Origin of the sequence: Methanooceanicella nereidis (assembly GCF_021023085.1) — an archaeon.
Taxonomy (GTDB): Archaea; Halobacteriota; Methanocellia; order Methanocellales; family Methanocellaceae; genus Methanooceanicella; species Methanooceanicella nereidis.
This window is the reverse complement of the sequence record NZ_PGCK01000010.1, coordinates 70956-96790: the sequence shown is the minus strand read 5'-3', so window position 1 is coordinate 96790 and position 25835 is coordinate 70956. Positions and strand designations below refer to the sequence as shown.

Below are 25835 nucleotides of genomic sequence, written 5' to 3'. Positions count from 1 at the left end.
TTTGACGAGAGAATATTATTTTCAGCAGATCAAAGGACTTGGAAACGATCTTCTAAAGATGGGAGAGGACTCTCTTGAGCTGCTATCTTTATCTATCAAAGCGCTGGAATCCCGGGATGTAGAGATGGCAAAGAGAGTCATGGAGAGAAGCGGTAAGATATCCGAAATGGAACTGGAGCTCGAGCATAATTGTGTCGAGATACTGGCTCTTCAGCAGCCCATGGCATCCGACCTCAGGTTCATTACGTCCACGCTTAAGATACTGACCGATCTTGAGCGCTTATCCCGGCTGGCATACGATATAGGCGCAATAGTTGTCAAGATAGGCGATGAGCCTTTACTTCCCGAGATAAAGGATATAAGGAGAATGTATGACCTGGCGGAAAGCATGATGACGGACAGCATTCATGCGTTCGTGAACAGGGATCTGGAGATGGCAAGGAACATGGGCGCCAGGGATGATGAGGTAGACGCAATGTATGACCATGTAAGAAGAGAGCTCATCGAGGAGATGATCAAGGACCCAAAGGCTACTGATATGGCCTCGCACCTTTCGTTCGTCTCCAGGTATATTGAGCGGTGCGCGGACCATGCATGCGTCATAGCGGCGCGTACCGTTTACATGGTGACCGGTGAAAGGCTCAAGATAAGGTAAAAGATTTTTGCCTATTTTTTACGGACACGGGAGCATAATCCTATACGCCCCCTTTTTAATTTTTACCCGGCTTAGATTATAAAGTAATAAAATAAGCAAATTAAAGCTATGTGGACGTTTATGTAAAAATAAAGTGTTCTAAGGACGCAAAGTCCTTAGAAGTTGAATGTGCTGCGTACGATCTTCAACGCACAATAGTCGCCGCACATCGTGCACGCTTCTTTGTCCTCGGGCATCCTGCTCGCCCTGATCTCTTTCGCGTACTCCGGGTCAAGCGCGACCTCATACATTTTATTCCAGTCAAGGTTCTTACGCGCATGCGCCATCGCCAGGTCATCATCCCTTTTGTTATACTTGACCATATCGCCAATATGCGCGGCTATCCTTGCGGACATGACTCCTGTCCTGACGTCCTCTACGTTTGGCAGGGCAAGATGCTCCGCCGGTGTAACGTAGCAAATGAAATCAGCGCCGTAGGCTGAGGATAACGAAGCGCCTACGGCTGCAACTATATTATCATAACCCGGTGCGACGTCAGTCACAAGCGGCCCTAACATGTAAAACGGCTTATGGTTTGACATCTGTTTCATTAATACGACGTTCGCCTCGATCTGGTCTATCGGAACGTGGCCCGGGCCTTCTACAATTACCTGGACACCGTTATTGTATGCCTGATCGGCGAGCTCGGCGTTCATGATAAGCTCCTGTATCTGGGCGCGGTCGGTAGCGTCATGGACTGCACCGGCCCTCATGCCGTTACCCATTGATAGCGTGACCTCATGCTTCTTGAGGATCTCGAGAAGATAATCGAATTCGCTGTATAACGGGTTCTCTTTGTCATTATGGATCATCCAGGCGGTCATGAAAGCCCCTCCTCTGCTGCACAGGCCTCCGTGCCTTCCCTGCCTTTTAAGCCTCTCCACTGTGATCCGGTTTATGCCCGTATGGATCGCCATGAAGTTCGTCCCGAGCTTTGCCTGTTCCTCTGTTATACGGAAAAGATCGTCCTCTTTCATATGGATGACTGCGCCATCCTTCCTTGCGGCCTCGATGAACGCCTGGTATAACGGGACGCTTCCTACGGACAGGGATGTTGCTTCGCAGACACGCCTTCTGATATCGGCAAAATCTCCTCCGGTAGATAATTCCATCAGGGTATCGGCACCCGCCTCTTCGGCAGCTATGGCCTTCCTGATCTCGTTTTCGATGTCTACTATATCCGAAGATGTCCCTATGGACGCATTGACCTTTGTCCTGAGGCCTTTACCTATCCCGCAAACTTTTACTTTCCTGTAAGGTGAAATGGGTATGACGATATGGCCGTTGCCCACGCCTCTTTGTACGAACTCCGGCGTTACGCCTTCAGCCTGTGCGACAGCTTTCATCTCATCTGTGATAATGCCTTTTTTTGCGTCTTCAAGGAAACTCATCGTAATACAATCCTTTTTTTATTGAACGGTTAGAAGTGTACGTTTAACATATATAAAGTTTACTTTTTATAAAACAATAAAAGTTTAGTTAGTATTTACGTATGCCGAATATTTTAAAATATTATTTCTAAAGAGTAGACAGGCTCTGAAAAGAATTCGTAAAAGAGAGTTTTTCACTATCCTATTGATGGAAAATAGATAAAATATTTATTGTTCGCATAAAAATATTCAAATGTGCAGGTTTTCCGGCCTGTCCGAACATCATGAAAAGATCATGTACCGGTAAAATTTCCTAAGAATGACACTGAAACAGTCAACATCATGCCGCAGTTCTCGATATTGGTGATATAAGATGCTTGAACAAGAAAACATTCCTGAAGCCGAGCTTTATGACTATTTCCCGAAGATGATCAAGGTGGTCGGATGCGGAGGCGCCGGCAATAACATTATCAATTACATTAATAGCATCGGGCTATTCGGTGCGGATACCTATGCGGTCGATACCGATAAAAGACACCTGGATGTTATCCGGGCGGGTAAAAAATTCCATATAGGAAGCTCATTAGAAGCTCCGGAGAAAAGAACACCTGAATTCGGAAAAAAAGCCGCCGAGGTCTCCGGATATCGGCTTCATGAGGCTTTTCAGGGATCAAAAGTCGTTTTCCTGATAGCCGGCATGGGGGGAGTTACGGGGACCGGGAGCGCTCCGGTAGTAGCACGCCTTGCAAGAGAGTATGGCGCCCATGTCATAGCGCTCGTCACTTTACCGTTTAAGGAGGAAAAAGAAAAACGGGAACTGGCAGAGGAAGGCATTAACGAGGTATTGAAAAATGCCGACACTGTCGTTGTAATGGATTATGAAAAACTGCCGGGGTATGATCCGGGCATCCCGAAAGAGAATGCCTACTTCATGATGGATGAACTGCTGGCGGAAAAGATCCGGCTGATGGTGGAAATAGTGACAAAAAGGTCGTTGTCGCATATAGCCATATGGGATTATAAAAGATTCTTTGAACGGACCGGGCTTGGTGTCATGTTCCTGAGAGAATATCCCATGGACGGCGACCTGATTGGATCTCTGGAAACAGCCCTTGAATTCCCGATGTCAGAGCATGATGCCAGCGGCGCGACAAAGGCATATGTCGTCATGACTTCTACCAGGAACATATCTTTTGACGAATCAGTAAAGCTAATGGACGGGATAAAAAAAGTATTGCCTTCTGGCATAGATATAATATGGGGAGCAGAAATTAAAAAAGACTTCGAAAAAAAGCTCGGCCTGCTGATAATACTGACCGGATTCAAAAAATAAATGGTATGTCAGGTATCTTGAGAGTCCCTGTCCTTGATCACATTTCTGAATACATTCCCGTGTCCGGGGATAATGTAATCTGCATACTCAGTTAACTTATTCCTGCTCTCCCCGGCCGCTTCATTCGAATAGAAGTCCCTGTTATTTGTCCATGTCTTATTCATGGCATAGAATATAGGCGAAAGGATCGCGTCACCGGCAACTGCTATCTTTAGCTCTCCGATGCCGACTATCCTGCCTCCCGCTGAGGTCGGGATCGAATACCTTAACCTATCCGTTTCGACGAGTAACGACGCATGATCAGAAGTATGCCCGGGGGTGTGCATGACCCTGACGCCATCCGCGATAGACTCCCCGTCCTTTACGCCGGTAACTTTTATCCTGCATTTATCCACAGCAGATTCATAAGTCAATATCTTGCTCTTTCGGAATAGCTTATAGTTCCCGAAATGGTCCAGGTGCCAGTGAGTTATAAAAAGAATATCGATGTCAGACGGTTTTAGGCCAAAGCTCTTTAAGGCATTGGTAAGGTTTTTCTTGTTCTGCTTAACGTTCTCATCCGTCATATGCGTGTCAAAATCAAAGCCCGTGTCGACTATTATCTTTACGTCGGATTCAATGTACGTCACGGTCGAGCCGCCTCCGACCCCGGCGAGGTTCTTGAACGCCATTAAACGAGGATCGGGCTCTTCAAATCCATCGATAGGCAGGCTTCCCTGCTTGATTACCTTGATAGTTTTTACTGGCATGGTAAGGCTATTATGTCGTGAAAATAGAAAAAAGTTAGCCTTTAATTATCTTTTTTATGCCCCACGGTTTTATGACGGATCATTTAGCTTTTTATGATAAAACATTGCCCGGTGGATAATGAGATATATGGCTCTTCCTTATCCCACATAAAATCTTCAGCTACATTATTAATGGTATTGCCCTTGATATTTTCACCTGTATCATCTATAAGAATGATCCCTCCGCATACCATCCTTTCATATATGAACTCAAGTGCGCTGGTATTATATTCATATTCGTTCAGGCTGACGTGTGCGAATGAAAATATCTTATTTTTCACTGATAGCAGAGCATCATTGCCATTTCCTCTATTCATTATGACGAAGTCAAGACCATCGAATAGTTTGAGATCGTGGTTCTCTCCGGGATCTTTACTATCTATGGCATCTTTGTTTGATGTGATACTATCAAAAGTGTTGATAATATAAACATTCTTTTTAATCTCGTTATTTTCTATGTTTTTTGCAAGAATGTAGGGGCTTTTAAGGTCATTAAAACTATAGTCCAGGATGTCGCCATACAGGCAAAATGAATACGACGATAGCGAAAGCAGGTAATATGTCCTGTTGATCGATGTTTCAATTTTTTCATTTTTATTTTCTAAAATTGTGTCATTGTCAGCGTAATACCCTGAAAATACGTCCTTGTCGCTTACCGTATTATTTGTCCCTCCTACCATGCCGCATAATCCCCTGAAAACCAAAATAAATTTAGTTTTACCATAGTAAATAATTTTTATTAAACAATAAGTTATTTGTTTATAGTTTATATTTATTATGGTTTAAGATATCTATTATAATCGAATTAATCGTTTTTAAAAAAAATTCATTCTCTCGTCATTATCTTTATCAGCTTTGCAGGGTTATCGTCAGGGTCCCAGCTATCTTCTCTGTCGAGTAAAAAAATATGGTCTGAGACCATTTTTAATCCTCCTGCATCGTTATTGCCCGTGATCAGGGTAAATATCCTTGTATCGTACTGCTCTTTTAAAATATTGTATTCCCTGATCAGCGAAGTGTCTGTAATATCGGATAGGCCGTCCGTTATAAATAACAGGTCTGCGCTTCGGAACTTCTTCTCTCTCAGAGAGGTAAGCCCGGCCTTTAGGGCAGTATTAAAATCCGTCCCGCCTTCGAACGTGTAGCTCAGAAAGTCAAGGAACTCCGTAGCCATCTTTTTAATATCGGTCATCTCTATCTCTATGGTCTGGTCAACCGAAGAGAATAAAAAGACCTTCACATCCCTTTTTTCTTTTAACATGTTCTTGACTATGGCCAGTATGACCGATTTTGCTACTATTTCTGGAGCGCCGTGCATCGATCCTGATGTATCGACAAGCGTGATAACAGGTCCTTTTCTTTTTTTAGAACGGCTTTTACGTGACTGGTCTTTACCTCTGAGCTGATAAGTGAGCAGTCTCCCCTCCAGCATGTTAGCGAAAAACAAGGTCCTTAGAGTATTATCCTGTAGCTTGATAAGTTCGGCCGGAAGTAAATATTCAAGGTTCTTTGACATTGAAATGGAGTAGACTTCGGATCTTGAATGGCTGGAAATGCCCGACATCCGGAAACCATGTTCCATCTCTATCTTTCCCAGAAGCCTCAATATTTTCTTTAGATCCTCGTTCCTTTCGAAGATCCTGGAATATTTATGTATCTCGCTAAAATATTTCCTGTGCAGCTCGATCATCGAGTGATCCCAGCCTCTTCCCGGATATAGCAGAGTCATCAGCTCGATCGATCTTAAATGCTCTTCCGCATTTCTCACCGACTGCATGAACCGTTCTAATAATAACTGCCTGGTAATATGTATCAAAAATTTTCTTGAGTTCTCTTCATTAAGAAAAAGATCGATCCTCTCGGCCAGTACCTGATCAACGGGCGGCTCAAAATATTCATCTTCGTATCCGGGAGCTGCGTTCTTATGTACCTTTCTGTCCCAGAGCTTTCGCGTATCCTCCATGATCCTTTCAAACTCTGCCATAAGCAGGCTCATGTTTTCCGGCAACCCTTTTTTCATACTTTCCAGGTATAAGCCTGTCTCGTCGAGTATATCCAGGATCTTTTCAACGATGTCCCTGAGAATGTAGGTCGCCGCTATATCGCTCGATTTCGCGATGTCCTTTATCCTGGGCCATTCATCGGAGCTTTTCATAGTGCTGAACAAAAGATAAAAAGCCCCGTATCTCTCTACGAATTTCCTGTGATCCCTTATCTCATAATTATCGCCAAGGATCATCTCATGAAATATTATCTCCGCTATCTCTTCCCGTATCTTCCTGGGTATATTTCGAGGCACGGCTAAGACTTCTCTTATCTCTTCGTTTTCCGAGAACTCTTTGAACGATCCTGTCTCCATCATAAAATATGCCAGAGCTATTGCGCGGTCGCTTCTAAAGAGGACATCTTTTCCACGATGCTGATCTGTTCGTTCTGCTCGAGCATCGACTCTATCATCCGGAACGTCTCCTTTATCTCCTGCAGCGGATTGATCTTATGCTCATACCTGTTAAGCACCTCTATCCGGTCATTTTCCGTTATCCAGATATTTTCCGCGAAAAGTTTTTTCAGCAGCTCGAACTCTTCCTCGACCTTTTTTCTCGCATGCTCGAACCTTTCCTTAAGGTCGACAAGCTCTGTGGCATAAGATCTTGACCTTTCCGGCGTGTTATCTATAAAGTTCCACTTATACTCCTCTTTTAGTACCTTCACAAGGTCCGGGTAGTTGAAGTACCTCAGGTTCAGGCTTATCCTGTGGGGGTCGTAGTACATATGGTTTGAGAATATTTTTCTGTGGACACCAAGCTTTTTTGAGGTATCGAATATCTCGTTGCACTGATAGCACCTGATCGGCAACGGGAATTTGTAATCCATAGTTCTCTGGACGAGGAAATACAGGTCTGTCACGTCCTTTTTCAATTTTTCCAGGCTCTCCCCGCCGGAAATTATCTGGTCTATCAGAATGTTTCGAATATGCTCTTTTTGTGACGGGGTATCCCAGGTCATATGCTGCAACAGAAGTACCATTGACCTGTCTACGACCTCATTGCCCATGCTTGCCGATGCTATCTTTAACACGTTGACGATCTTTTTCCATCGCCTATCGGACAGGTGAATATTTTTCCTCAAGAACTCCTTTCTGGTCTCGAGTATTATCTTTTCTACATCCCTGTCTATCTTAACTTTCCCGGAGACCCTTTTTATCTCGTCTATCTTTTCCAGCGGGATCTTGAAAGACGGCTTAAAGCTATCGGCATCCCCGAATATCAGCTCTTTAAAATTATTCTCGTCCCGGACGCAGCTGACAGAGCACCTGAATAAGAACCTGTCATAAAGCGCCTCAAGGTTCTCATCCTCATCGGGCAATTCATTAGAAGCCCCGAATACGGATAATAGGGGTATCTTAATGACATCTCTTCCATTATGGAACCTTTTTTCGTTAAGGATGGTGAGCAGGCTGTTAAGTATGGAACTATTGGATTTAAAGATCTCATCAAGGAAAGCTATATGCGCCGTTGGCAGGTATCCGTCGACCTTTCTCCTGAAATCGTCATGCTGAAGGGCCTTAAGAGATAGGGGGCCGAATATCTCTTCGGGTGTCGTAAAACGTGTAAGCAGATAATAGAAGAAATACCCGTCAACGACCTCGCAAATATTCTTCGACAGAAGCGACTTTGCGGTACCGGGAGGCCCTAAATATAACAGGTTCTCTCCGGAGATAATGGCAAGCAAAGCACAATTTATCTCATCGCTTCTCTCCTTGAAGTGATCCTCGAACTCGGACATTATGCCGACTATGACGTTTTTAATTTTTCCACCCCTTCTATTAGAGTATCGCGCACTAACAGGGTACTTTTCAAATGTATATTAATGTTCGTATAATTATATAGCATCATTTCCGACCGTAATCACGCCCTCTCCTGATAGGGGTCGGATATTGCCGGTTCTGTAAAAAGAATATTTTTCGGCTTTTGGGGGTGATGTTTTTAGTGTTTACCCGCCATCCGAAAGGAACAACGATAAATACCCAAAATCGTAGTATGGCAAAAAATAAAGATCATTCTTCGTTAATTATCTCGAGCACTCTGTCCATGTCAACGCTTGACTCCACATGGTCGGCAAGAACATCATAAGGATCAGTTGCATTTGTCGCACACTCGTAAGGTATGCCTTTACGCCGGCAGGCATAGCATAGTAGCGCGTCCCTGAAGTTCTTATTATCAAAGATGCCGTGCAGATACGTACCTATCATCGTGCCGGTATCGTCCACGCATCCGTCATCGTCGAACGCCGGGCTTGGCGTCGTGCTCATACCCATATGGATCTCATATCCTCTGACGTTCGAGCCGTTGATGGCTCCTAATATCGGCCCACCGGCAGTCACCATCTTTACTGTCTGGCGTGTCTGTTTTTCATACCTGTCGAAAACGGTCGAAGACGGTAATAATCCCAGTCCTTCTATGCTCTCTTCCTTATCGCCTTCTATCCCGTTATCTACCACTCGCTGCCCCATTATCTGGTATCCGCCGCATATGCCTAATATCGGGGTCCCGCTTCCGGAGATCGCTTTTATCTCATCCCATAATCGGGACATTCCAAGGGATCTCAGATCGCTCACCGTATTCTTCGAACCCGGCAATATCACAATGTCCGGAGAGCCCAGCTTATCGTTCATTGAGACATAGCGGACCCTTGCTATTCTTTCAAGGGGCTCGAAATCCGTAAAATTTGAAATGAACGGGAATCTAATGATAGCGATGTCAAGATCGAGGCTGCCCGATGCTTTCTTATCCGATATCGAGACGGAGTCTTCGGAGGGTATCTCCAGTTCCCTGTAGGGAATGACGCCCAGTACCGGCACCCCGGTAAGCTTTTCCAGCTCCTCGATGCCGCTCTTGAGAAGGGAGACCTCTCCCCTGAACTTATTTATGATGATGCCCTTTACAAGCTTTTTATGCCCTTCAGGCATCAGGGCTATCGTGCCGTATATGCTTGCGAAAACCCCTCCCCGCTCGATGTCGCCAACAAGTATGATCGGCGAGCCTACTGCATGGGCCATTCTGGAGTTTGCGATGTCCCTGTCATAGAGATTTATCTCCGCGGCGCCGCCGGCACCTTCTATGACGATCATATCATATTTCTGCGATAGATCCTCGATAGCGCCTTTCGCAACGGCCATCATATCGTCTATGCTCGAATAATACTGTCCGACTCTCTTATCGCCGATCGCTTCGCCCATGACTATCACCTGGGAAGTCATGTCCCCTTTAGGCTTTAACAGTACGGGGTTCATCTCTGCCGACGGCTCGACACCTGCGGCAAAAGCCTGGATCGCCTGGGCTATGCCGATCTCCTTTCCGTCTTTCGTAATCCAGGAGTTAAGGCTCATGTTCTGCGCTTTGAAAGGCGCTACGTTATATCCACGCCTTTTCAGGATCCTGCAAAGCGCCGTGACCAGTACGCTTTTCCCTGCATGTGACTGCGTCCCGAGTATGGTGATATATCTGGTGCCGTTATTTTGTGACATGTTAATTCCGGTAAAGTTTAAGATATTAAATAAAACTTGAATAAGTATAAAGTGCTTACTTTATAACAGTCTTGCGGTCAATAAGCCCTATCAGGATATGATCAGAAAGTGATCTGGAAGATACCCTTAATTTACTGTTTTATTCGTTTAAGATGGTCAATATGCTCTCCGGTGATAAAAGTGCTTATTTTGCGTTTTTAAACATAACATATTATATTTTCATCACATTTAGTATGAATATTTCAAAAAGTATTAATACCATTTATTTTATACAAACATTTCTAGGGTAATCGATAGAGGCCCATATGGGAGGTATTTACCATTACTAAAAGAACTATCATAGGTTTCGTAATTTGTCTCATCGTGCTCGTATCCTGTGTCTCCGGCTGCACCCAGCCGACACCGACCACAGGTCCGGACGAAGGCAAAGATGGCCAGGGCATAACGGTCATCGACTCGAAAGGTAACATGATCAACCTTTCGGAACCGGCCAGGAGGATCATTGTAACGAACTCCGATGCTGCCGAGGTATTGATCGCGATAGGTGCAAAAGACACCATCATCGGAGTTTCAAACACAGTCAAAAATAACCCCTTATTGTCCGGATTACTTGCGGATGTCGAGGATATCGGCGACTGGCAGAACCCTAACATGGAAAAGATCGTCCAGTTACAGCCAGATGTCGTTATAGTCTATTCGAGCTGGCAGCCAAAGAACATCGACCAGTTCGAGGCCGCTAATATCACGATAGTCGCAAGCGACTGCTATAAGATGTATACGCTGACCTCCGACATCAAGTCGATGGGAGTGCTGACCGGTAAAGAGGAAAAGGCGAATGAGTTCGCAAAATTCCTTGACGATAACATGGAACTTGTCAGGGTCAGGACAGCCAACATTACGGAGGCCGAAAAGCCAGATGTTTACTGGGAACAGAACGCCGCTTACAGTACCGCGGGTAACGGCTCGGGCGGGGACACGCTGGTAATAATGGCCGGCGGCATTAACATCGCAGGCGGAGAATCAGGGTCATACCCGAAAGTGAGCGCCGAATGGGTCCTGGATAAAAACCCGGACGTTATCATAAAGACCGCATCCACCACAACAGCATCGATTGAAAACATGACCCTCATAAGGAATGACCTTATGGGCAGGGAAGGCATGCCGAAGGTCGACGCGGTCAAGAATGACAGGGTATACGTCGGATCACAGGCAATAATGTTCGGACCGAAGGGCGTTGTAGGATTGCTTTATACGGCAAAGATAATACACCCGGACCTTTTCGCGGATGTTGACCCGGTAAAGGTTCTGGACGAATACGCCCAAAAGTATGTCGACGGAGCGAACAAGGGAGCTTTCATATACCCGAACCCGTAAAATCGGATGAGCTTGTTTAAGCTCATCTTTTTCTTATTTCCATAACTTTATAAAGGAATAAGGGTAACAACTTCAAGCCGGATGCGAAAACTGATGGTTTTCCGTCAATAGTGGCCAGGGTGTGCTCATGAATTTACCCGGAAAAAAGAATCTACAAGTACAGCACGTAGTCGACCTGTATAAGGAGAGTCATCTAAAAAGGGTGGTTCTTTTGATCGTGATCCTGGCGGTCCTGGTATTCACATCGCTGTATGCCATATCGGCAGGGACGGCCAACATCAGCATTGAAGATGTGTTCCTTTCCATAGCCCATAGCATCTTTCCTGATCTCTTTGCAGGGCCTGATAATGAGTTCGCATCCATAATAGTTCTCAACATGAGGCTGCCGAGAATATTGCTCGCGATATTTACCGGCGTATCTCTCGCAGTCGCGGGAGCGGTAATGCAGGGTACCCTTAGGAACCCGCTTGTAAGCCCTTTTACGCTTGGCCTTGCTTCAGCGGCATCGTTCGGGGCGGCAATGACCATAGTGATGGGCACGGGGATACTGGGATTGTTCATGGCCGGTATGGGGAACTATGACATAATATTCAACGCATTCCTTTTCGGATGCTTCAGCATGCTGATCATATATGCCATAGCCCGTGTCAAAGGCACAAGCCAGGCAACGCTTATACTCGCGGGCGTCGTGATCGGCTATATTTTCCAGGCCGGAGTGCTGATATTAAAATATTCTTCTAATAACGAAAAGCTTAAAGAGCTGGTCGTCTGGCTCATGGGCGGCATGTGGGGCGCTAACTGGAACGCAGTTATCATAGTCTCGATCATTACGACCATATGCGTGATCCTGCTATGGCTGATGGCGTGGAGGCTTAACGCCCTGTCCGCAGGCGACGAGATAGCGAAAAACCTGGGAATAAACGTGGAGGGCACGAGGCTGTTCTGCCTGATGATCGCCACTATGGCGGCATCAAGCTGTCTCGCGTTCACTGGCGTCATAGGCTTCATAGGGCTGATGGCTCCGCATATATGCCGTATGCTGATCGGCAACGACCACAGGTTCCTCGTACCATGTGCAGCACTCATGGGCGGACTTATACTGTTAATATCGGACACTTTCGCCAGGACCATTATGAGCCCCATAGAGATACCTGTCGGCATAATCATGTACATACTCGGCGGAGTGTTTTTCCTTTATCTTCTTCTCAGAGGGAGGGAGAGTCATATATATTAGGTCAGGGGGGCAGCGCGGTTGAAGATCATAGCGGATAACGTCAGCGTTTACTATGGTAAACATAAGGCACTCGAGGACATATCCTTTGATGTCAGTTCCGGAGAGATAGTCAGTCTCGTCGGCCCGAACGGCTCCGGAAAGAGCACCATGATCAAGTGTATGGCGCAGATACATAAGCCCTCAAAAGGGAAGATATACCTGGACGACAGGGACATCTCAAAGATCAGCCTCAAAGAGGTTGCCAGGCTAATAGGCTATGTGCCCCAAAATTTCCATTACCTGTTCTTTTCCACCGTCATGGAAACCGTATTGCTTGGCAGGAAGCCGCATATAACCTGGAGTATCAGCCCAAGGGACCTTGAAATAGTCCAGAACGCATTAAACGACATGGGCATAAGCGACCTCGCAGGCAAATTCATGGACCAGCTTAGCGGGGGGCAGAAACAAAAAGTGCATATCGCAAGGGCCCTCGCGCAGGAGCCAAAACTGTTCCTGTTCGATGAGCCCACCAGTAATCTCGACCTGAAGCACCAGATGGAAGTGCTGGAAATTACGAGCAGGCTGGCAAAAGAGGAAGGATCGTCCCTTATCATAGCGCTACATGACCTTAATCTTGCATTTAACTATTCTGACAGGGTCGTCATGCTCCGGGGCGGAAAAATATTCGCTCAGGGCAAGCCCGGCGACGTGCTGACGCCCGAGAACATCAAGGAAGTCTACGATGTGGACACATTGCAGATAAAGAGCGATTACGGTACTCATATCGTCCCTATCAAAACGAACGGAAGGCAGAAAGCGTAAGGCGGACCACACTGCCGGAAGGACCGGATGTATACCCTCTCTTAGATGAAAATGGATGATGTGGCAGATGAGACTATGTGGTATGTCCCGTTAATTCATAGATTTATTATATCTTCTTTCTAACTACTAAGCGCACGAAGGCGACCAAGGTACACTAACTGTTAACCACGAAGCGCACGAAGGCGACCAAGGTACACTAACTGTTAACCACGAAGCGCACGAAGGCGAGTAAGGTACACAAAATTTTTTTTATTTATGCTAATCTTATAAAAGAAGTCTTTGTGTTCCTTGTTTGCCTTTGTGCGCTTAGTGGTTAAAAAAGAGTGCATCCATCATAATTCGTATCCGTAACAAGATACTATAAAACATATTTATGGGACTAACAACTATGTCGAATCTTCCCGGGCATATCATAACGTACGATATTCCTGCAGCAGCTTCCTTATCTCCCTGAGCCTGTAGTTAGCCGATTCTATGACCGAGACCATCTCAATGAACATGCTGCCCGAACTGACCTTTCTCACCAGGTACCTGTTGATGTAATCGCCGTAATCCAGGTTCGTCAGCTCTCTGAGCTCGACGTCATTATCTCTCATCTTATCGATGTCCTCGTTCTTGATCATCGGGAAACTTTCCCGCAATACTATCATGTTCTCATTAAACTTTCCATAGATGCTCCGAAGTCCGCTGACGCCCTCAGGTGTCAGGCTGAGCCCGGTATCCATCATATTTCTCGAAAGCTCGCTTAAGTCGACTGCTATGTCGCTTAGATGCTCAAGGGTGTTGGATATCCTGACCAGCAATATCGTCTTTCTAGCCTCATTCGCGTTAAGCTTTCTTTTTGACAGGTCCAGTATGGCCTGCTCTATCTCCTTATTCAGGAAATCTGTCAGCCCGCCCAGTTTGGCCACTCTCTGTGTCTTTCCGTCATTATTGTCGTTTATGCATGACATGGACTCCTTGAACAGCGTTGTGCTGACATCGAACAGGTGTCCGAGCTCTTTTTCGATCACTCCGAATGCTTCCTTATTGTCCTCGGGCAGCTTGTTATTAAGGTATTTTGTCTTGAAAAGGATCTCGTCCTCGGTGCCGGGCACGACAAGCTCGACGGCTTTCTTGAACTGTCCGATAAAGATCAGGAACACGATCGCCATTATGATGTTGAACACCAGGTGGGCGTTAGCTACCTGCTGCGCCGGCCCTCCGCCTATCATATATATGAGCTCTTCAAAGTCCGCCAGGAACGGCAGGATCAGCAGCACGCCGATGAAATTAAAGAGGAAATGCGCCACAGATGCCCGCTTTGCGTGAAGGCTCATCCTAGAAGATGCGAGCAATGAGGTCGCCGTAGTGCCTATGTTGGCCCCTAAAAGAATGGGTATGCCCTGAATGGGGGAAATAAAACCTCCCTGCGCCAGCACGACCACTATGCCGGTCGTGACCGAGCTTGACTGGACTATCAGCGTGAACAGAAAACCTGCGAGCAGCGCTATGGCCACGTTCGTGAAGCTTGCGAACAGAAACGCTATATCCGGATCTTCTTTGAAGGGCTCGATAGCATCCGACATAATGTTCAGGCTGAAAAATACAAGGCCGAAATAAAATATCGGCTTTCCCAGGAACCTGTATTTTTTTCCGAACAGGCTGATAAGGAAGCCGAGAAGTATGAACAAGGGTGCTATCGCCGTTAACCTGAACGCCACAAGCTGTGCGGTCATCGTGGTGCCGACATTGGTCCCGATTATCACGCCGAGGCTCTGGGAGAATGAGATGACTCCGGCATTTACGAGCCCTACGGTAATTACGGTAGTCGCAGTGCTTGACTGTGCTATGGCTGTTACCACAGCCCCCAATATCGCGCCTTTGATCCTGGTATTCGTCAGCTTTCCAAGAAGGGATCGAAACCGGTCCCCTACGACCTTTTGTATCTCGTTGCTGAAATTCTCTATTCCGTAAAGGAACAAAATAAGTCCCGGAATGAGCGCGAAAAGTTCCCAGCTTATCATATCTACCCGTGTTTAGCCATTAAAATTAAGCCATTCTTTTCCCATAAGGATAAATATTTTGCCATTGTCCGGCAATCACATTCCTGTCATGAGATAGTTACTTTTATTATTAAAGCGCAGTAACGCTAATAAAGAAAACTTTAATTAACATCAATTTAATGAAGGTATAATATGGACATTCCACGTATAGTCATAGCCGGAACTCACAGCGGATGCGGCAAGACGACCATCTCGAGCGGACTGATGGCCGCGCTCACCGCACGCGGCATGAAAGTGCAGCCATTCAAGGTGGGGCCGGACTTTATCGACCCGACTCACCACACGGCCATATGCGGCAGGCCGTCCAGAAATCTCGACCCTTTCATGATGGGTGAGGAAGGGGTTCTCGAAACCTTCCGGGTATCGTGCCGGGGCGCTGACGTCGCGGTCATCGAAGGCGTCATGGGGATGTATGACGGCCTTGAAGGTACCGATACATGCAGCACAGCACACGTGTCAAAAATATTGTCCGCGCCTGTATTACTTGTCGTCGACGTAAATGGCATGTCCCGGAGCGCCAACGCTCTCATTAAAGGCTATACCGGCTTTGATCCGGATGTGAACATCGCCGGTGTAATATTCAACAACGTAGGAAGCCCAAGGCACAGGGAAATGATAACGGCTTCCATGGGTATCCGGGCTTTGGGATGGATGCCGAGGAAGGACGATCTATCCGTCAGCAGCAGGCATCTCGGGCTTAAGATGGCCGGCGAGGTCACGGGTATGAACGCCTTCGGTAAGATCATAGAAGAAAATTGTGATGTCGATGCCATCCTGGATGCAGCAGGAGATTCACCGCCGATCACCGATGATGCGGCATACTGTGCGACATCTAACCATGATGTCACAATAGGCATCGCTATGGATGACGCATTCTGTTTCTACTACCGGGACAATTTTGACAGGCTCATAGGACGGGGTGCAAAGCTAAAGTTTTTCAGCCCTATTGCCGACCGTCTTCCCGTGGTCGACGCAATCTACCTTGGCGGCGGCTACCCGGAACTATACGCAGAACAACTGGGTTCGTCCCGATGCAGGGATGACGTTAAAAATGCAGTAGATGACGGGATGCCGGTATATGCCGAGTGCGGCGGGCTCATGTATCTTACAGGCGGCATCGTCGCCGAAAAAGAGCATAAAATGGCCGGGGTGCTTCCCGCTATGTCTTTCATGACAAAAAAACTGCAAAGTCTGGGATATGTCGATGCCAGATTTATAGGCGGCCCTTCCTTGCTCTCTCCGGGCATATCCTATAAAGGCCATGAGTTCCATTACTCAAAAGTAGAATGTGAGAGCAGCGCCAGGTTCGCCATACGAATGACAAGAGGTAAAGGGATAATGGATGGCAGGGACGGCATGTATGAGCATAATGCCATGGGCTCGTATACTCATGCATACTTCAATAATGAGTTTGCTGACTCTTTGTTACGGTCTGCATATCGATATAACAGAACGTAATGTTCTTTAACCTGATAAAAATATAATACTTATCATATTTCGGTGAATATATGTCTGATGAAAAAAAGATCAAGGAATTCGTCCAGGAAACGCTGGGCTGCGGGTGCCCGGAAGAAGTGTTCTGTTATATTGAGCACAATAAGGACGTTGATATGCCGGGCAACGTATGCCTGAGCGATCGAATAAACATAGGTAACAGGCTTCTCGTATATATCCTGGAGACCAATGACCTTATTTTCATTGAAAAAGAGCTGGACGGACTGATCAAGGAAGGTATAAAGGAACGGGATGACCTCGGATTTAACCGGTTCAGGATGGTCATATCGGCAGATAACGTCAGTGAAATGGAAGATCTGGCATTCCGCGTATTTGATTCTATGCAGGGTAAGGACGATCGTGTCCATTTACATGTCATAAAGAACAAAGAAATATCTGCTCTGTGAAACACCCGGAACCATCAGGGATACCTGTCCGGTTTCCCGGCTTTATTTTATTATATCCTGTTATCCATTCAAATGCATGATAATCGTAAAATGAAAAAAGGATCTTACGACTTTTCAAGCAGTTTTGGATATTCCTAACAAAAAATCATGCATAGATTTTTATACTATGTTATACCTTTCTGGTATTGCAGGAAAAACCTGTAATATAAATTAGAAAGTGATAATGAATATCTGGGTCCAATAAACCTTGGGCCAAAATAAAGGCATAAATCAACTTGTTCTTAAAGCGGCAAAAGAAAGTTCACTTTTTCGCAGAAAGTCGGCAAGCCAGTTTATTGCAGTTATTAACGCCCACGGGAAAGGGAGCTTAGTTCTTAGCACTATTCTATAAAAGAGAGTGTAAAATAATGAGAGACAGTGGATTTGGCGGTCGCAGAAGTTTCGGCGGCCCAAGAAACAGCAGCGGTCCGAGAGAGATGCACAAGGCAACCTGTTCAGACTGCGGTCAAGAATGTGAAGTGCCATTCGCACCCAGCGAAGGCAGACCTGTATACTGCAGGGATTGCTTACCAAAGCACAGGAAACCCAGGTTCTAAGGCGGGTGTAAAATAATGAGAGACGGCGGATTTGGCGGTCGCAGAAGTTTCGGCGGCCCAAGAAACAGCAGCGGTCCGAGAGAGATGCACAAGGCAACTTGCTCAGACTGCGGTCAAGAGTGCGAAGTGCCTTTCAAGCCCAGCGAGGACAGGCCTGTATACTGCAGGGATTGCTTACCAAAGCACAGGAAACCCAGGTTCTAAGGCGGGTGTAAAATAATGAGAGACGGCGGATTTGGCGGTCGCAGAAGCTTCGGCGGCCCAAGAAACAGCAGCGGTCCGAGAGAGATGCACAAGGCAACTTGCTCAGACTGCGGTCAAGAGTGCGAAGTTCCATTCGAGCCCACCGAAGGCAGACCTGTATACTGCAGGGATTGCTTACCAAAGCACAGGAAACCCAGGTTCTAAGATCTAAGCAAATACGAAGAGATCACCTCTTCGTTGTATATTTTATTTTATTCTATTCTATCATATCAACATCGTTTTTTACAATGTCATTCTTTATCGCTCTTTGAGCGAAGCTCATAGCATCCTCTAAAGAAATTTAACTATAAAAATAATATCGCCTAATATTCTGATATTTTAATTGATCCGGCCTCGCCATAAAACATTTTATGTCTTATCCGTTAACTTTAATTCTGACTATGTTCATATACTGGTCAGATACCCTTACTCCATAATATTTAATATTTGAAAAGTAAAATTGATTAACCCACGGATGGCTGCCAGTGTTTAAGGTACGTAAAGAACTTCAGGGCCTCGCTCCATGCGCCCATGGCGGAAAGCTTCAGGAAATAGCCGAGCAGAACGGCTTTAGCGAGAGCGAGTTTTTAGATTTTAGCGTTAACATCAATCCCTATCAACCGATGGACGTGCGCGATGTCATAGCAAAGGCATATGGCTCTGTATCCCGATACCCCGATAACCGCTATGAAAGATTCAAGAGGAGCGCCGCTAAGTTCACCGGTGCGAGAATGGAGAACATAGTGCCGGGCAACGGCTCTACAGAGATCATCCGGCTGCTCGCCGAATCTATACTAGAGCGAGGAGACCTGATAGCTATACCTTGCCCGACCTTTGGTGAATACGAGCAGCAGTGCAGGCTTTTCGGAGCGAACATCAGGTATGTCCGATATTCAGATCTCATAAAAAAGGAATACTGGCATCTCAACGGATGCGTGGCCACGTTTCTATGCAACCCCAATAACCCGGATGGTGTACTCCTGCCGGCAGAGGACGTTTTAAGCATTGCGGACCACTGTAAGAAAAACGGGATCATCCTTGTGGTTGACGAGGCTTTTATCGATCTCGCCGACCCCGGCCAGAGCGTGGCGAAGTATGTCGAAAAATACGACAACCTGTTCGTAATGAGGTCGCTGACAAAATGCTTCGCTATTCCGGGCTTCCGTCTCGGCTTCGGCATCACGAACGCGGAAACGGCAGGAATACTGAATGTGGCCAGGGTGACGTGGAACCTTAGCTCGATAGCGAGCGAGGTCGGCATCTATTATATGGAAAACTCTCATGCGTATCTCGACGTTTCAAGGTCATACATAACCCGGGAAAGGGACTGGCTTATGAAAAACATCTCGGCCATAGAAGGATTAAATGCATATCCCAGCACTGTCAATTATTTCCTGGTGGATGTGAGCGGCACGGGAATGAACTGCCCGGAGTTCGCTTCAAGAATATTAAAGGAAAAGATCATTGTCAGAGAATGCAACTCGTTCAGGATGCTTGGCGAATCGTTTATCCGGCTTGCCGTGAGGACCCGCGAGGAGAACGATAGGCTTGTCCAGGCTCTTAAAAATGTAGCGGGTGCTTAAATTGATCACATTTCTGCTCGAAGCGTTTGCACTGGCGGTGGCTTTAGACCTTATTTTCGGGGAGCCAAAAGAAAAATATCATCCTGTCGTATGGATAGGCAGGTTCATCGGATATCTAAAAGAGCATCCTCCGAAAAGGTTCAAAGTTCTCTATGGGTTCTTGCTCGCGTTCCTGACTATAGGGCTTACCGTGGGGATCGGCTACGGCATATCTGTGATCCTTTACGGATTTTCACCTCTTATTGCGCTACTTGCGACCGCCTATCTGCTGAAATCAACGTTTTGCTTATCGTTCCTGTGGGCTATTTCAGGCGACATCTATAGCGACCTTAAAGCAGGAAGGCTGGACCTGGCGAGGTCGAAGCTTCCGGCGCTCGTCGGCAGGGACGTCAGCAAGCTAAACCCGGGACAGATGTCTTCTTGCGTGGTAGAGTCCCTTGGAGAAAGCTTTGTGGACGGCATTTTATCGCCATTGTTCTATTTTGCCATATTCGGTCTTCCCGGAGCGCTGGCATACAGGGCCATAAACACTCTCGACTCAATGGTGGGCTATAAGGACGAAAAGCACAGGCAGATCGGCTTCGCATCGGCAAAGATAGACGATGTCGCCAACTTCATACCCGCGAGATTATCAGTCATACTAATGGCCCTGGTCGCGATCCTGTTCGGCGGTCCCATAAGGTCGCTGAAGACCGCTCTGAAGGACGCGAGAAACACACCGAGCATAAACTCAGGCTATCCGATGTCAGCGTTCGCCGGCGCTCTTGGCGTCAGGCTGGAAAAGATCGGCTACTACGTGCTTGGGGAGGGTCTCAGGCCTTGCGACGTGAACGACATCGGCAGGGCGATACTGTACAATAAAGCTTTGACTGCGGCACTGGTATCCATTATCATCATAATACTTTACTTCACGGGGTTTCCATTGATACAGGTATAAGGTGAGCGATATGACGTTGAACGATGAATTGAAAGGTCTTCGGGCCGCGATCGGGTTTTTCACGAACATCCCCGTGAACATCAAGGATGGCGATTTTGAACAATTCACAAAAAGGATCTACCTGTTCATTATCGCAGCCGCCATTATCGGGGTTATCCTCGGGACCGCAGGCTTTTTGATACAAACGTTTTTCCCTGCGGCGCTTATGGCGATATTCATCATAGCATGCATATACCTGCTCACCGGCATCAACCACATGGACGGGCTATCGGACATGGCTGACGGCATCATAGCGAGCGGTAGCGTGGAGAAAAAGATCAAGGCGATGAAAGACGTGCATGCGGGAACAGGGGGGCTTCTGTTCATAGTCCTGGACCTGCTATTCCTCCACTCTGCTATATCACTGCTCCTCGGGCTTGGTACGAACCTGTTTTTCATTTTGCTCGTAGCCGAGATATGCGCGAAGACCGCCATGACGACGGTGGCTACCTTCGGAAAAAGCATACACACGGGCATGGGCTCCCTTACCATGGAAGGCGCCACACGTGAACACTATGCCGTTGGCCTTATTATGGCGCTGGGCATAGTATGGGTCGTTATGGGTCTGGCAGGATTGTTCCCGATATTGCCTTTCCAGACAATGGACCCCGCAGCGGTTATAATAAGGTGCTCGGTCGTGCTGCTCATCGGGCTGATCGCGCTTGGCTCCTCGATCGTGACCGGATTGATAATGCTGTATGTCGCGGACCAGAACTTCGGTGGCGCGAACGGGGATGTCATCGGCGCGTCTAACGAGGTCGCAAGGATAGTAGCCTTAATAATCATGGGGATACTGATGTGGACGCTCTTGTGATGTCAGGCGGCCGCGGAAAGCGGATGGGCTCAGTTGAAAAGCCTATGCTGCTTCTTGAAGATAAGCCCCTTATAAGCTATGTTGTCGATGCGCTGAAGGCCAGTAGCAAGATAGAGAATATAAATATTGCCATATCAGAAAATGTGCCGCTGACAGAAGAATACCTGCGGGATACGTATGGTAAAGGGCCGGATGTCAGGATAATAATGACCCCGGGAAAAGGCTATATTGAGGACACCAGATATGCTGTGGAGCTGCTATCGCTTAATGAGCCTTTCCTCATACTGTCGTCGGACATACCGATGATCACGCCGGATGTTATCGATGACATCATTACGGCCTACGAAAACTGCGGAAAAGAGGCTCTATCGGTATGGGTGGATGAGTCATGCCTCAAAAACATCGATATTAACAAAGACCTTACGTTAGACGATTCCGGGAGAAAGCTTGTCCCGTGCGGTATCAATGTCATAAACGGTAAGCATATCGACAGGCCACAGGAGGAGTCCGCTATCGTATATGACAATGAAGCTCTTGCAATTAACATTAATTACCCTAAAGACCTTGAGATTTGCAGGGAACTTATTAAAAACTCCCCATCCAGTCGCTAATCGATAGGTATAATATGTTTGATTAATAATCCCGTATAGTAACATCAGCGATTCCGGTGCTTACTTGATAAAAACTTCAGGGGACTATACATCGATGAAAGACAACTCCTATGCACGAAAAAAGTGGGTTGTGCCCTATAAGAACATAATCGCAGTATGCGATGGAGATGGTTGGGTAGAGATAGTAGAGCAGTCCAATTGTTTTGGAGGCGCTTGCTGGTCAGAATACCACTATAAGCGCACAAGCCCCCTTATAGTAAGCACAAAGATCTTCAGTAACTCTATCAGGTACATGACACGCGTCGGTACATCCGAGCTGGACCTTGTGCCGTCACTTGCGGCGGCAGGCATAGAGTCGGTGGTCGTCGACGATGAGACTGTCGCCATAACGTATGCAGGTCTTGGCGGAGGGGGCGTAGGAGCCACAATGAGCAGGTCTCTCGCCGAAGACGTCATCGACTATGACATATCCGAGGCCGGGGGCAGCAGGAAGAGCAGGGGCACCATAATAGTGCCGCGCCGGAAAAGGGTCCTTATAGGTGTGGATGACACCGACACTAAGGAAGAAGGCGCCACCTGGTCACTTATGCATAACATAGCCACCGACGTGGATAATAAGAATGCAAGGTATATCTCTCACTCAATAGTACAGCTCTATCCCGTGCCGCAAAAAACTCAAAACTGCACTTCCACGGTTGTAGAGTTCGCATGCATCGACGAGACAAAGCTTGTAAGGGACTTCGGAAGGCTTCTTGCCAAACATACCCTTTCGGAGGAGACAGGTATGGTCGTCCTTCAAAACTTTGACGCCGAGATGCTTAAAGACTATGGAATGCTGTGTAAACAGAAGCAGGTATCCCGCGAGACCACGCTGAGGAACGCGAGAAATGCGGGAGCCGACATACTGATGGATGGCCGGGGCATTATCGGGGCGATGGCATCGCTGCCGTATTTTGGTAATCCGTCCCAATCGGTGATCCTGTAATGCTTATGGACGCGAGAAAAAAGGCTGAGCTAATAGAGGCCGGAGGCGTTGAGGTAGACGACTCTTTTATGCCTTATCTATCCCGGTCCACAGCAGGCCCGGGGGCCGGGCTCAGCTCATTTTTCTTTAGCTCCGGCGGACGCCGCGTAAGGCTGAGCGTCCGTGAAAGCTCTCCATATAAGGCCGTCATGGACAGGGGCGAAGTGACTATTTTTAAGGATGGCGACGTGTTCGTAAAAGGGGTTCTCGAGGAGGCCATATCCCACTGCCCGGGGCAGGTATACGTCACTGTCAGCGAAAAATGCGTTTTTGATTGCAAGTACTGTCCCGTTCCGAAGCTGCAGGGAAAGATCAAATCGAAAGACGATGTCGTTAAAATGGCCCTCGAAGGCTCCCGGCATCCTTCGTTCGAGGCGATATCGCTGACCTCCGGAGTCTGGAAGACGCCGGAAGAGGAAGTCGAGAGAGTCGCGGAGATAGTCAGGGAATTAAAGCAGCTTAACGTCCCCATCGGAGTCTCGGTCTACCCGACTGACGATTCTTCCGAGATATTAAAAGAGGCAGGCGCGGATGAAATAAAATATAACGCGGAGACTATAGACCCTGATGTTTTCGAAAAGGTCTGTCCGGGGCTATCGCTGGACTATATCGTAAAGTCATTAGAGCACGCCGTTAAGATATTCGGCCGTAACCACGTTTTCACCAACATAATCATCGGACTGGGCGAGACTGACGAGACCGTTATAAAAGGCATGGATATGCTCGCAAGTAAGGGCATTATCCCCATACTCCGAAAGGTTAATCCTCACCCGCTCAGGGCAGGCGAAGTTTATACAGAGAATGTTCCCGCCGAACGTCTTCTAAAACTTGCTGCCGAGGAAAGGAAGATACTTGACAGATACGGACTTCGTGCAGATCTGGCGCTGACAGGATGCCTGCTTTGTACCGGCTGCGACCTGGTGCCTCATAGAGACTTATGAGATTTTACCTGTCCGGATTAATATCATAAAATTTTCTACCTTTGTTATATGATCCATAATTTTTTAATGTAGTGTCCAATAATACTATCCACGAAGGCTACAAAGGACACGGTTTTTTTCACCACTAAGCGCTCGAAGGGCTCAAGGGTCCACAAATTTTTTTTAACATATGATAATCTTCTAAGAAAAGTCCTTTGTGAACCCTCGAGCCCTTAGCGCCCTTTGTGGTGGAAACTGGTGTACCTTGTTCGCCTTTGTGCGCTTTGTGGTGGAAACTGGTGTACCTTGTTCGCCTTTGTGCGCTTCGTGGTGGAAACTGGTGTACCTTGTTCGCCTTTGTGCGCTTTGTGGTGAAATTGCTAGCTCTTTTAATGCACATTATTCTGAAGTGAAGTTGCTTTACGATGAATACAGTTATATTTTTGCGCAAAGCCTTATGATTTTTAGAGTCTTATTCTATCAGGGATTTTGGTCTCATGGTCTCAAAAGTCAGCACATTAAATACCGACGGTGTCGGAGCTGTTTTAGCCGCGGCCGAGGACGGCAGCGTAAAACTCGCCACAGGTGTGCCGGGTTATCCGATAAACGGCATATTCGCATCATTACAAAGCTCGGGGTCAATATGCGCGAACTGGCAGTATAATGAAAAGATCGCATATGAGATGGCTGTAGGCTCGTCGGCTTGCGGCGAACGGGCGATAGTAGTGTCCAAGCATGTCGGTATCAATGTGATGTCGGACCCTCTTATAATCTCTGCAACACACGGCATAGGGGCTGGCATAGTTGTTATCGCCGGGGATGATGTCGGTGCGGAGCTTTCACAAAATGAGCAGGATTCCCGGTGGTATGGTAAGCTTGCAGAGATCCCTGTATATGATCCATCAACGCCGCAGGACCTTTATGATTCCATATTTGACGGCCTGGCGCTATCCGAACGCATATCGGCGCCCGTTCTAGTGCGCGTCACCGTCGCAGTCCTTAATGACCGTAGTGATATTACCAGAAGAAAATACACGGCCGAGCCCGGTAAGCTGGGGAGGGATATCTGGAACTACACGATGTATGGCAAGCATCAAAAATACCTTAAGGAAGGATGGAGCGCCGCCAGCTTCGAGTCTTCACGGTCGGGCCTTAATAAGATAGTGAGACGCGGCCCGTACGGCATTATATCGTCGGGGCACGCATCTATCCCCGCTGCTGCCATCGCAGCATCATACCGCATGTCCCACCTGACTCTCGGGTTTGTGAACCCGTTCCCAAAGAATAAGGTAAATGACTTTATCTCTGAAATGGAGTACGTGCTGGTATGCGAGGATGTCGCGCCATTCCTGGAAGAGCACATAAATTCGCCAAAGGCAAGGGGAAGGATGACAGGACATCTTCCACGGGCCGGGGTGCTGGATGAGGATAACATAATGAACGCGGTCGAGAATATTTTAAAAGACCGTATTAATCCGGAGATCGTTCCCGAGACACTGGAATCCAGAGGCTTCGCTAAAAGCCTTTGCAAAGAATGCCCTTACAAGCCCGTTTACGACGCTATCAAAATGCTGGACGCTCCGGTATCAAGCGATGTAGGCTGTTCGATATATACGGCGAACCCCCCTTATAACATCGTTACTGTCGCTTGCGGCCTCGGGTCTTCGATAAGCGCTGCATGCGGCTTCAATAAAAAAGGAGTGGCTATGGCAGGCGATTTCAGCTTGCTGCATACCGGCTTACAGTCTATGCTGAACGCTAAATTACACGGGCATAATGTGCTTGTAGTCGTGTTCGTGAACGAGGAGGCTGCTATGACAGGGGGACAAAAAATACCCGAAGTCACCGGCATAATAAAAAGCCTGTTCGGAGATGACTGTTCGGTAAATGAAGCGGAAGGGCTCACTGCCGAAAATGTCTATGAAGACCTTAAAAAAATGTATGAAGAGCCTTCCATGAAGGTCTATCTTGTTAAAGGGCTGTGCGTTAAAAAGTAATATT

The 25835-nt window shown here is 47.1% G+C and carries 24 protein-coding genes; 17 read left to right on the top strand and 7 right to left on the bottom strand.

Features of this window, described 5'->3' with window-relative positions; translation table 11 throughout:
• The first annotated feature begins 1 nt into the window (after position 1).
• A complete protein-coding gene (phoU, locus tag CUJ83_RS12060) occupies positions 2 to 655 on the top strand; it encodes a phosphate signaling complex protein PhoU (RefSeq protein ID WP_230742573.1) in 654 nt (217 codons plus the stop codon).
• A gap of 155 nt (positions 656 to 810) precedes the next feature.
• Here the strand turns inward: phoU and thiC are convergent, their stop codons facing one another.
• Complete coding sequence (gene thiC, locus CUJ83_RS12055; RefSeq protein WP_230742572.1) at positions 811 to 2085, bottom strand: phosphomethylpyrimidine synthase ThiC; 1275 nt, start codon at positions 2083 to 2085, stop codon at positions 811 to 813.
• 352 nt (positions 2086 to 2437) lie between these two features.
• Here thiC and CUJ83_RS12050 point away from each other — a divergent pair, with 352 nt between their 5' ends.
• Positions 2438 to 3397 carry a cell division protein FtsZ gene (locus tag CUJ83_RS12050; protein WP_230742571.1) on the top strand — a complete coding sequence of 320 codons (960 nt, stop codon included), beginning with the start codon at positions 2438 to 2440 and terminating at the stop codon, positions 3395 to 3397.
• Between the two features lie 8 nt (positions 3398 to 3405).
• On the opposite strand, the gene CUJ83_RS12045 is transcribed toward CUJ83_RS12050, so the two are convergent.
• The 5 genes from CUJ83_RS12045 to CUJ83_RS12025 form a co-directional block, all read right to left on the bottom strand.
• Complete coding sequence (locus CUJ83_RS12045; RefSeq protein WP_230742570.1) at positions 3406 to 4146, bottom strand: MBL fold metallo-hydrolase; 741 nt, start codon at positions 4144 to 4146, stop codon at positions 3406 to 3408.
• An 83-nt stretch (positions 4147 to 4229) separates the two neighbouring features.
• Complete coding sequence (locus CUJ83_RS12040) at positions 4230 to 4865, bottom strand: hypothetical protein (RefSeq protein WP_230742569.1); 636 nt, start codon at positions 4863 to 4865, stop codon at positions 4230 to 4232.
• A gap of 146 nt (positions 4866 to 5011) precedes the next feature.
• Positions 5012 to 6547 (bottom strand): vWA domain-containing protein, encoded by a 1536-nt coding sequence (locus tag CUJ83_RS12035; protein ID WP_230742568.1) that lies wholly within the window; start codon positions 6545 to 6547, stop codon positions 5012 to 5014.
• A 14-nt stretch (positions 6548 to 6561) separates the two neighbouring features.
• Positions 6562 to 7971 (bottom strand): AAA family ATPase, encoded by a 1410-nt coding sequence (locus tag CUJ83_RS12030; protein WP_230742567.1) that lies wholly within the window; start codon positions 7969 to 7971, stop codon positions 6562 to 6564.
• A gap of 271 nt (positions 7972 to 8242) precedes the next feature.
• A complete protein-coding gene (locus CUJ83_RS12025) occupies positions 8243 to 9712 on the bottom strand; it encodes a cobyric acid synthase (RefSeq protein ID WP_230742566.1) in 1470 nt (489 codons plus the stop codon).
• Positions 9713 to 10075: 363 nt separating this feature from the next.
• Here CUJ83_RS12025 and CUJ83_RS12020 point away from each other — a divergent pair, with 363 nt between their 5' ends.
• From CUJ83_RS12020 to CUJ83_RS12010, 3 genes are all read left to right on the top strand, one after another.
• Positions 10076 to 11086, top strand: coding sequence for an ABC transporter substrate-binding protein (locus CUJ83_RS12020; RefSeq protein ID WP_230742565.1), 1011 nt, complete (start codon positions 10076 to 10078; stop codon positions 11084 to 11086).
• 127 nt (positions 11087 to 11213) lie between these two features.
• Positions 11214 to 12320, top strand: coding sequence for a FecCD family ABC transporter permease (locus CUJ83_RS12015; RefSeq protein WP_230742564.1), 1107 nt, complete (start codon positions 11214 to 11216; stop codon positions 12318 to 12320).
• A gap of 18 nt (positions 12321 to 12338) precedes the next feature.
• Positions 12339 to 13121, top strand: coding sequence for an ABC transporter ATP-binding protein (locus CUJ83_RS12010; RefSeq protein WP_230742563.1), 783 nt, complete (start codon positions 12339 to 12341; stop codon positions 13119 to 13121).
• A 410-nt stretch (positions 13122 to 13531) separates the two neighbouring features.
• Here the strand turns inward: CUJ83_RS12010 and CUJ83_RS12005 are convergent, their stop codons facing one another.
• The gene (locus CUJ83_RS12005) at positions 13532 to 15127 is read right to left on the bottom strand and encodes a Na/Pi cotransporter family protein (protein WP_230742562.1); all 1596 of its coding nucleotides are present in this window, start codon (positions 15125 to 15127) and stop codon (positions 13532 to 13534) included.
• Positions 15128 to 15298: 171 nt separating this feature from the next.
• Between CUJ83_RS12005 and CUJ83_RS12000 the strand changes: the two genes are divergently transcribed.
• From CUJ83_RS12000 to CUJ83_RS11945, 12 genes are all read left to right on the top strand, one after another.
• The gene (locus CUJ83_RS12000) at positions 15299 to 16624 is read left to right on the top strand and encodes a cobyrinic acid a,c-diamide synthase CobB (RefSeq protein ID WP_230742561.1); all 1326 of its coding nucleotides are present in this window, start codon (positions 15299 to 15301) and stop codon (positions 16622 to 16624) included.
• A 50-nt stretch (positions 16625 to 16674) separates the two neighbouring features.
• Positions 16675 to 17067: a hypothetical protein gene (locus tag CUJ83_RS11995; RefSeq protein WP_230742560.1), complete on the top strand. Its 393-nt coding sequence runs from the start codon at positions 16675 to 16677 to the stop codon at positions 17065 to 17067.
• Positions 17068 to 17474: 407 nt separating this feature from the next.
• Positions 17475 to 17663: a CxxC-x17-CxxC domain-containing protein gene (locus CUJ83_RS11990; protein WP_230742559.1), complete on the top strand. Its 189-nt coding sequence runs from the start codon at positions 17475 to 17477 to the stop codon at positions 17661 to 17663.
• 15 nt (positions 17664 to 17678) lie between these two features.
• On the top strand, positions 17679 to 17867 hold the full coding sequence (locus CUJ83_RS11985) for a CxxC-x17-CxxC domain-containing protein (RefSeq protein ID WP_230742558.1): 189 nt from the start codon (positions 17679 to 17681) through the stop codon (positions 17865 to 17867).
• A 15-nt stretch (positions 17868 to 17882) separates the two neighbouring features.
• Positions 17883 to 18071, top strand: a complete 189-nt coding sequence (locus tag CUJ83_RS11980) for a CxxC-x17-CxxC domain-containing protein (RefSeq protein ID WP_230742557.1) — start codon at positions 17883 to 17885, stop codon at positions 18069 to 18071.
• A 320-nt stretch (positions 18072 to 18391) separates the two neighbouring features.
• On the top strand, positions 18392 to 19489 hold the full coding sequence (gene cobD, locus CUJ83_RS11975; protein WP_230742556.1) for a threonine-phosphate decarboxylase CobD: 1098 nt from the start codon (positions 18392 to 18394) through the stop codon (positions 19487 to 19489).
• A gap of 1 nt (position 19490) precedes the next feature.
• On the top strand, positions 19491 to 20426 hold the full coding sequence (locus tag CUJ83_RS11970; protein ID WP_230742555.1) for a cobalamin biosynthesis protein: 936 nt from the start codon (positions 19491 to 19493) through the stop codon (positions 20424 to 20426).
• Between the two features lie 10 nt (positions 20427 to 20436).
• A complete protein-coding gene (cobS, locus tag CUJ83_RS11965) occupies positions 20437 to 21279 on the top strand; it encodes an adenosylcobinamide-GDP ribazoletransferase (protein WP_230742554.1) in 843 nt (280 codons plus the stop codon).
• The gene (locus CUJ83_RS11960) at positions 21264 to 21890 is read left to right on the top strand and encodes an NTP transferase domain-containing protein (protein WP_230742553.1); all 627 of its coding nucleotides are present in this window, start codon (positions 21264 to 21266) and stop codon (positions 21888 to 21890) included. Before cobS ends, CUJ83_RS11960 begins: the two co-directional genes overlap by 16 nt.
• A gap of 64 nt (positions 21891 to 21954) precedes the next feature.
• Positions 21955 to 22875 (top strand): methanogenesis marker protein 11, encoded by a 921-nt coding sequence (gene mmp11 / locus CUJ83_RS11955; RefSeq protein ID WP_230742552.1) that lies wholly within the window; start codon positions 21955 to 21957, stop codon positions 22873 to 22875.
• Positions 22875 to 23855: a radical SAM protein gene (locus tag CUJ83_RS11950; RefSeq protein WP_230742551.1), complete on the top strand. Its 981-nt coding sequence runs from the start codon at positions 22875 to 22877 to the stop codon at positions 23853 to 23855. Before mmp11 ends, CUJ83_RS11950 begins: the two co-directional genes overlap by 1 nt.
• Before the next feature lie 476 nt (positions 23856 to 24331).
• Positions 24332 to 25831 carry a thiamine pyrophosphate-dependent enzyme gene (locus tag CUJ83_RS11945; RefSeq protein WP_230742550.1) on the top strand — a complete coding sequence of 500 codons (1500 nt, stop codon included), beginning with the start codon at positions 24332 to 24334 and terminating at the stop codon, positions 25829 to 25831.
• Positions 25832 to 25835: the final 4 nt, after the last annotated feature.

Bases quoted from the DNA above. Each gene is read 5' to 3' on its own strand.
- thiC (WP_230742572.1), bottom strand. From the start codon at position 2,085: ATGAGTTTCCTTGAAGACGCAAAAAAAGGCATTATCACAGATGAGATG.
- CUJ83_RS12050 (WP_230742571.1), top strand. From the start codon at position 2,438: ATGCTTGAACAAGAAAACATTCCTGAAGCCGAGCTTTATGACTATTTC.
- CUJ83_RS12045 (WP_230742570.1), bottom strand. From the start codon at position 4,146: ATGCCAGTAAAAACTATCAAGGTAATCAAGCAGGGAAGCCTGCCTATC.
- CUJ83_RS12040 (WP_230742569.1), bottom strand. From the start codon at position 4,865: ATGGTAGGAGGGACAAATAATACGGTAAGCGACAAGGACGTATTTTCA.
- CUJ83_RS12035 (WP_230742568.1), bottom strand. From the start codon at position 6,547: ATGATGGAGACAGGATCGTTCAAAGAGTTCTCGGAAAACGAAGAGATA.
- CUJ83_RS12030 (WP_230742567.1), bottom strand. From the start codon at position 7,971: ATGTCCGAGTTCGAGGATCACTTCAAGGAGAGAAGCGATGAGATAAAT.
- CUJ83_RS12025 (WP_230742566.1), bottom strand. From the start codon at position 9,712: ATGTCACAAAATAACGGCACCAGATATATCACCATACTCGGGACGCAG.
- CUJ83_RS12015 (WP_230742564.1), top strand. From the start codon at position 11,214: ATGAATTTACCCGGAAAAAAGAATCTACAAGTACAGCACGTAGTCGAC.
- CUJ83_RS12005 (WP_230742562.1), bottom strand. From the start codon at position 15,127: ATGATAAGCTGGGAACTTTTCGCGCTCATTCCGGGACTTATTTTGTTC.
- CUJ83_RS12000 (WP_230742561.1), top strand. From the start codon at position 15,299: ATGGACATTCCACGTATAGTCATAGCCGGAACTCACAGCGGATGCGGC.
- CUJ83_RS11995 (WP_230742560.1), top strand. From the start codon at position 16,675: ATGTCTGATGAAAAAAAGATCAAGGAATTCGTCCAGGAAACGCTGGGC.
- CUJ83_RS11990 (WP_230742559.1), top strand. From the start codon at position 17,475: ATGAGAGACAGTGGATTTGGCGGTCGCAGAAGTTTCGGCGGCCCAAGA.
- CUJ83_RS11985 (WP_230742558.1), top strand. From the start codon at position 17,679: ATGAGAGACGGCGGATTTGGCGGTCGCAGAAGTTTCGGCGGCCCAAGA.
- CUJ83_RS11980 (WP_230742557.1), top strand. From the start codon at position 17,883: ATGAGAGACGGCGGATTTGGCGGTCGCAGAAGCTTCGGCGGCCCAAGA.
- cobS (WP_230742554.1), top strand. From the start codon at position 20,437: ATGACGTTGAACGATGAATTGAAAGGTCTTCGGGCCGCGATCGGGTTT.
- CUJ83_RS11950 (WP_230742551.1), top strand. From the start codon at position 22,875: ATGCTTATGGACGCGAGAAAAAAGGCTGAGCTAATAGAGGCCGGAGGC.
- CUJ83_RS11945 (WP_230742550.1), top strand. From the start codon at position 24,332: ATGGTCTCAAAAGTCAGCACATTAAATACCGACGGTGTCGGAGCTGTT.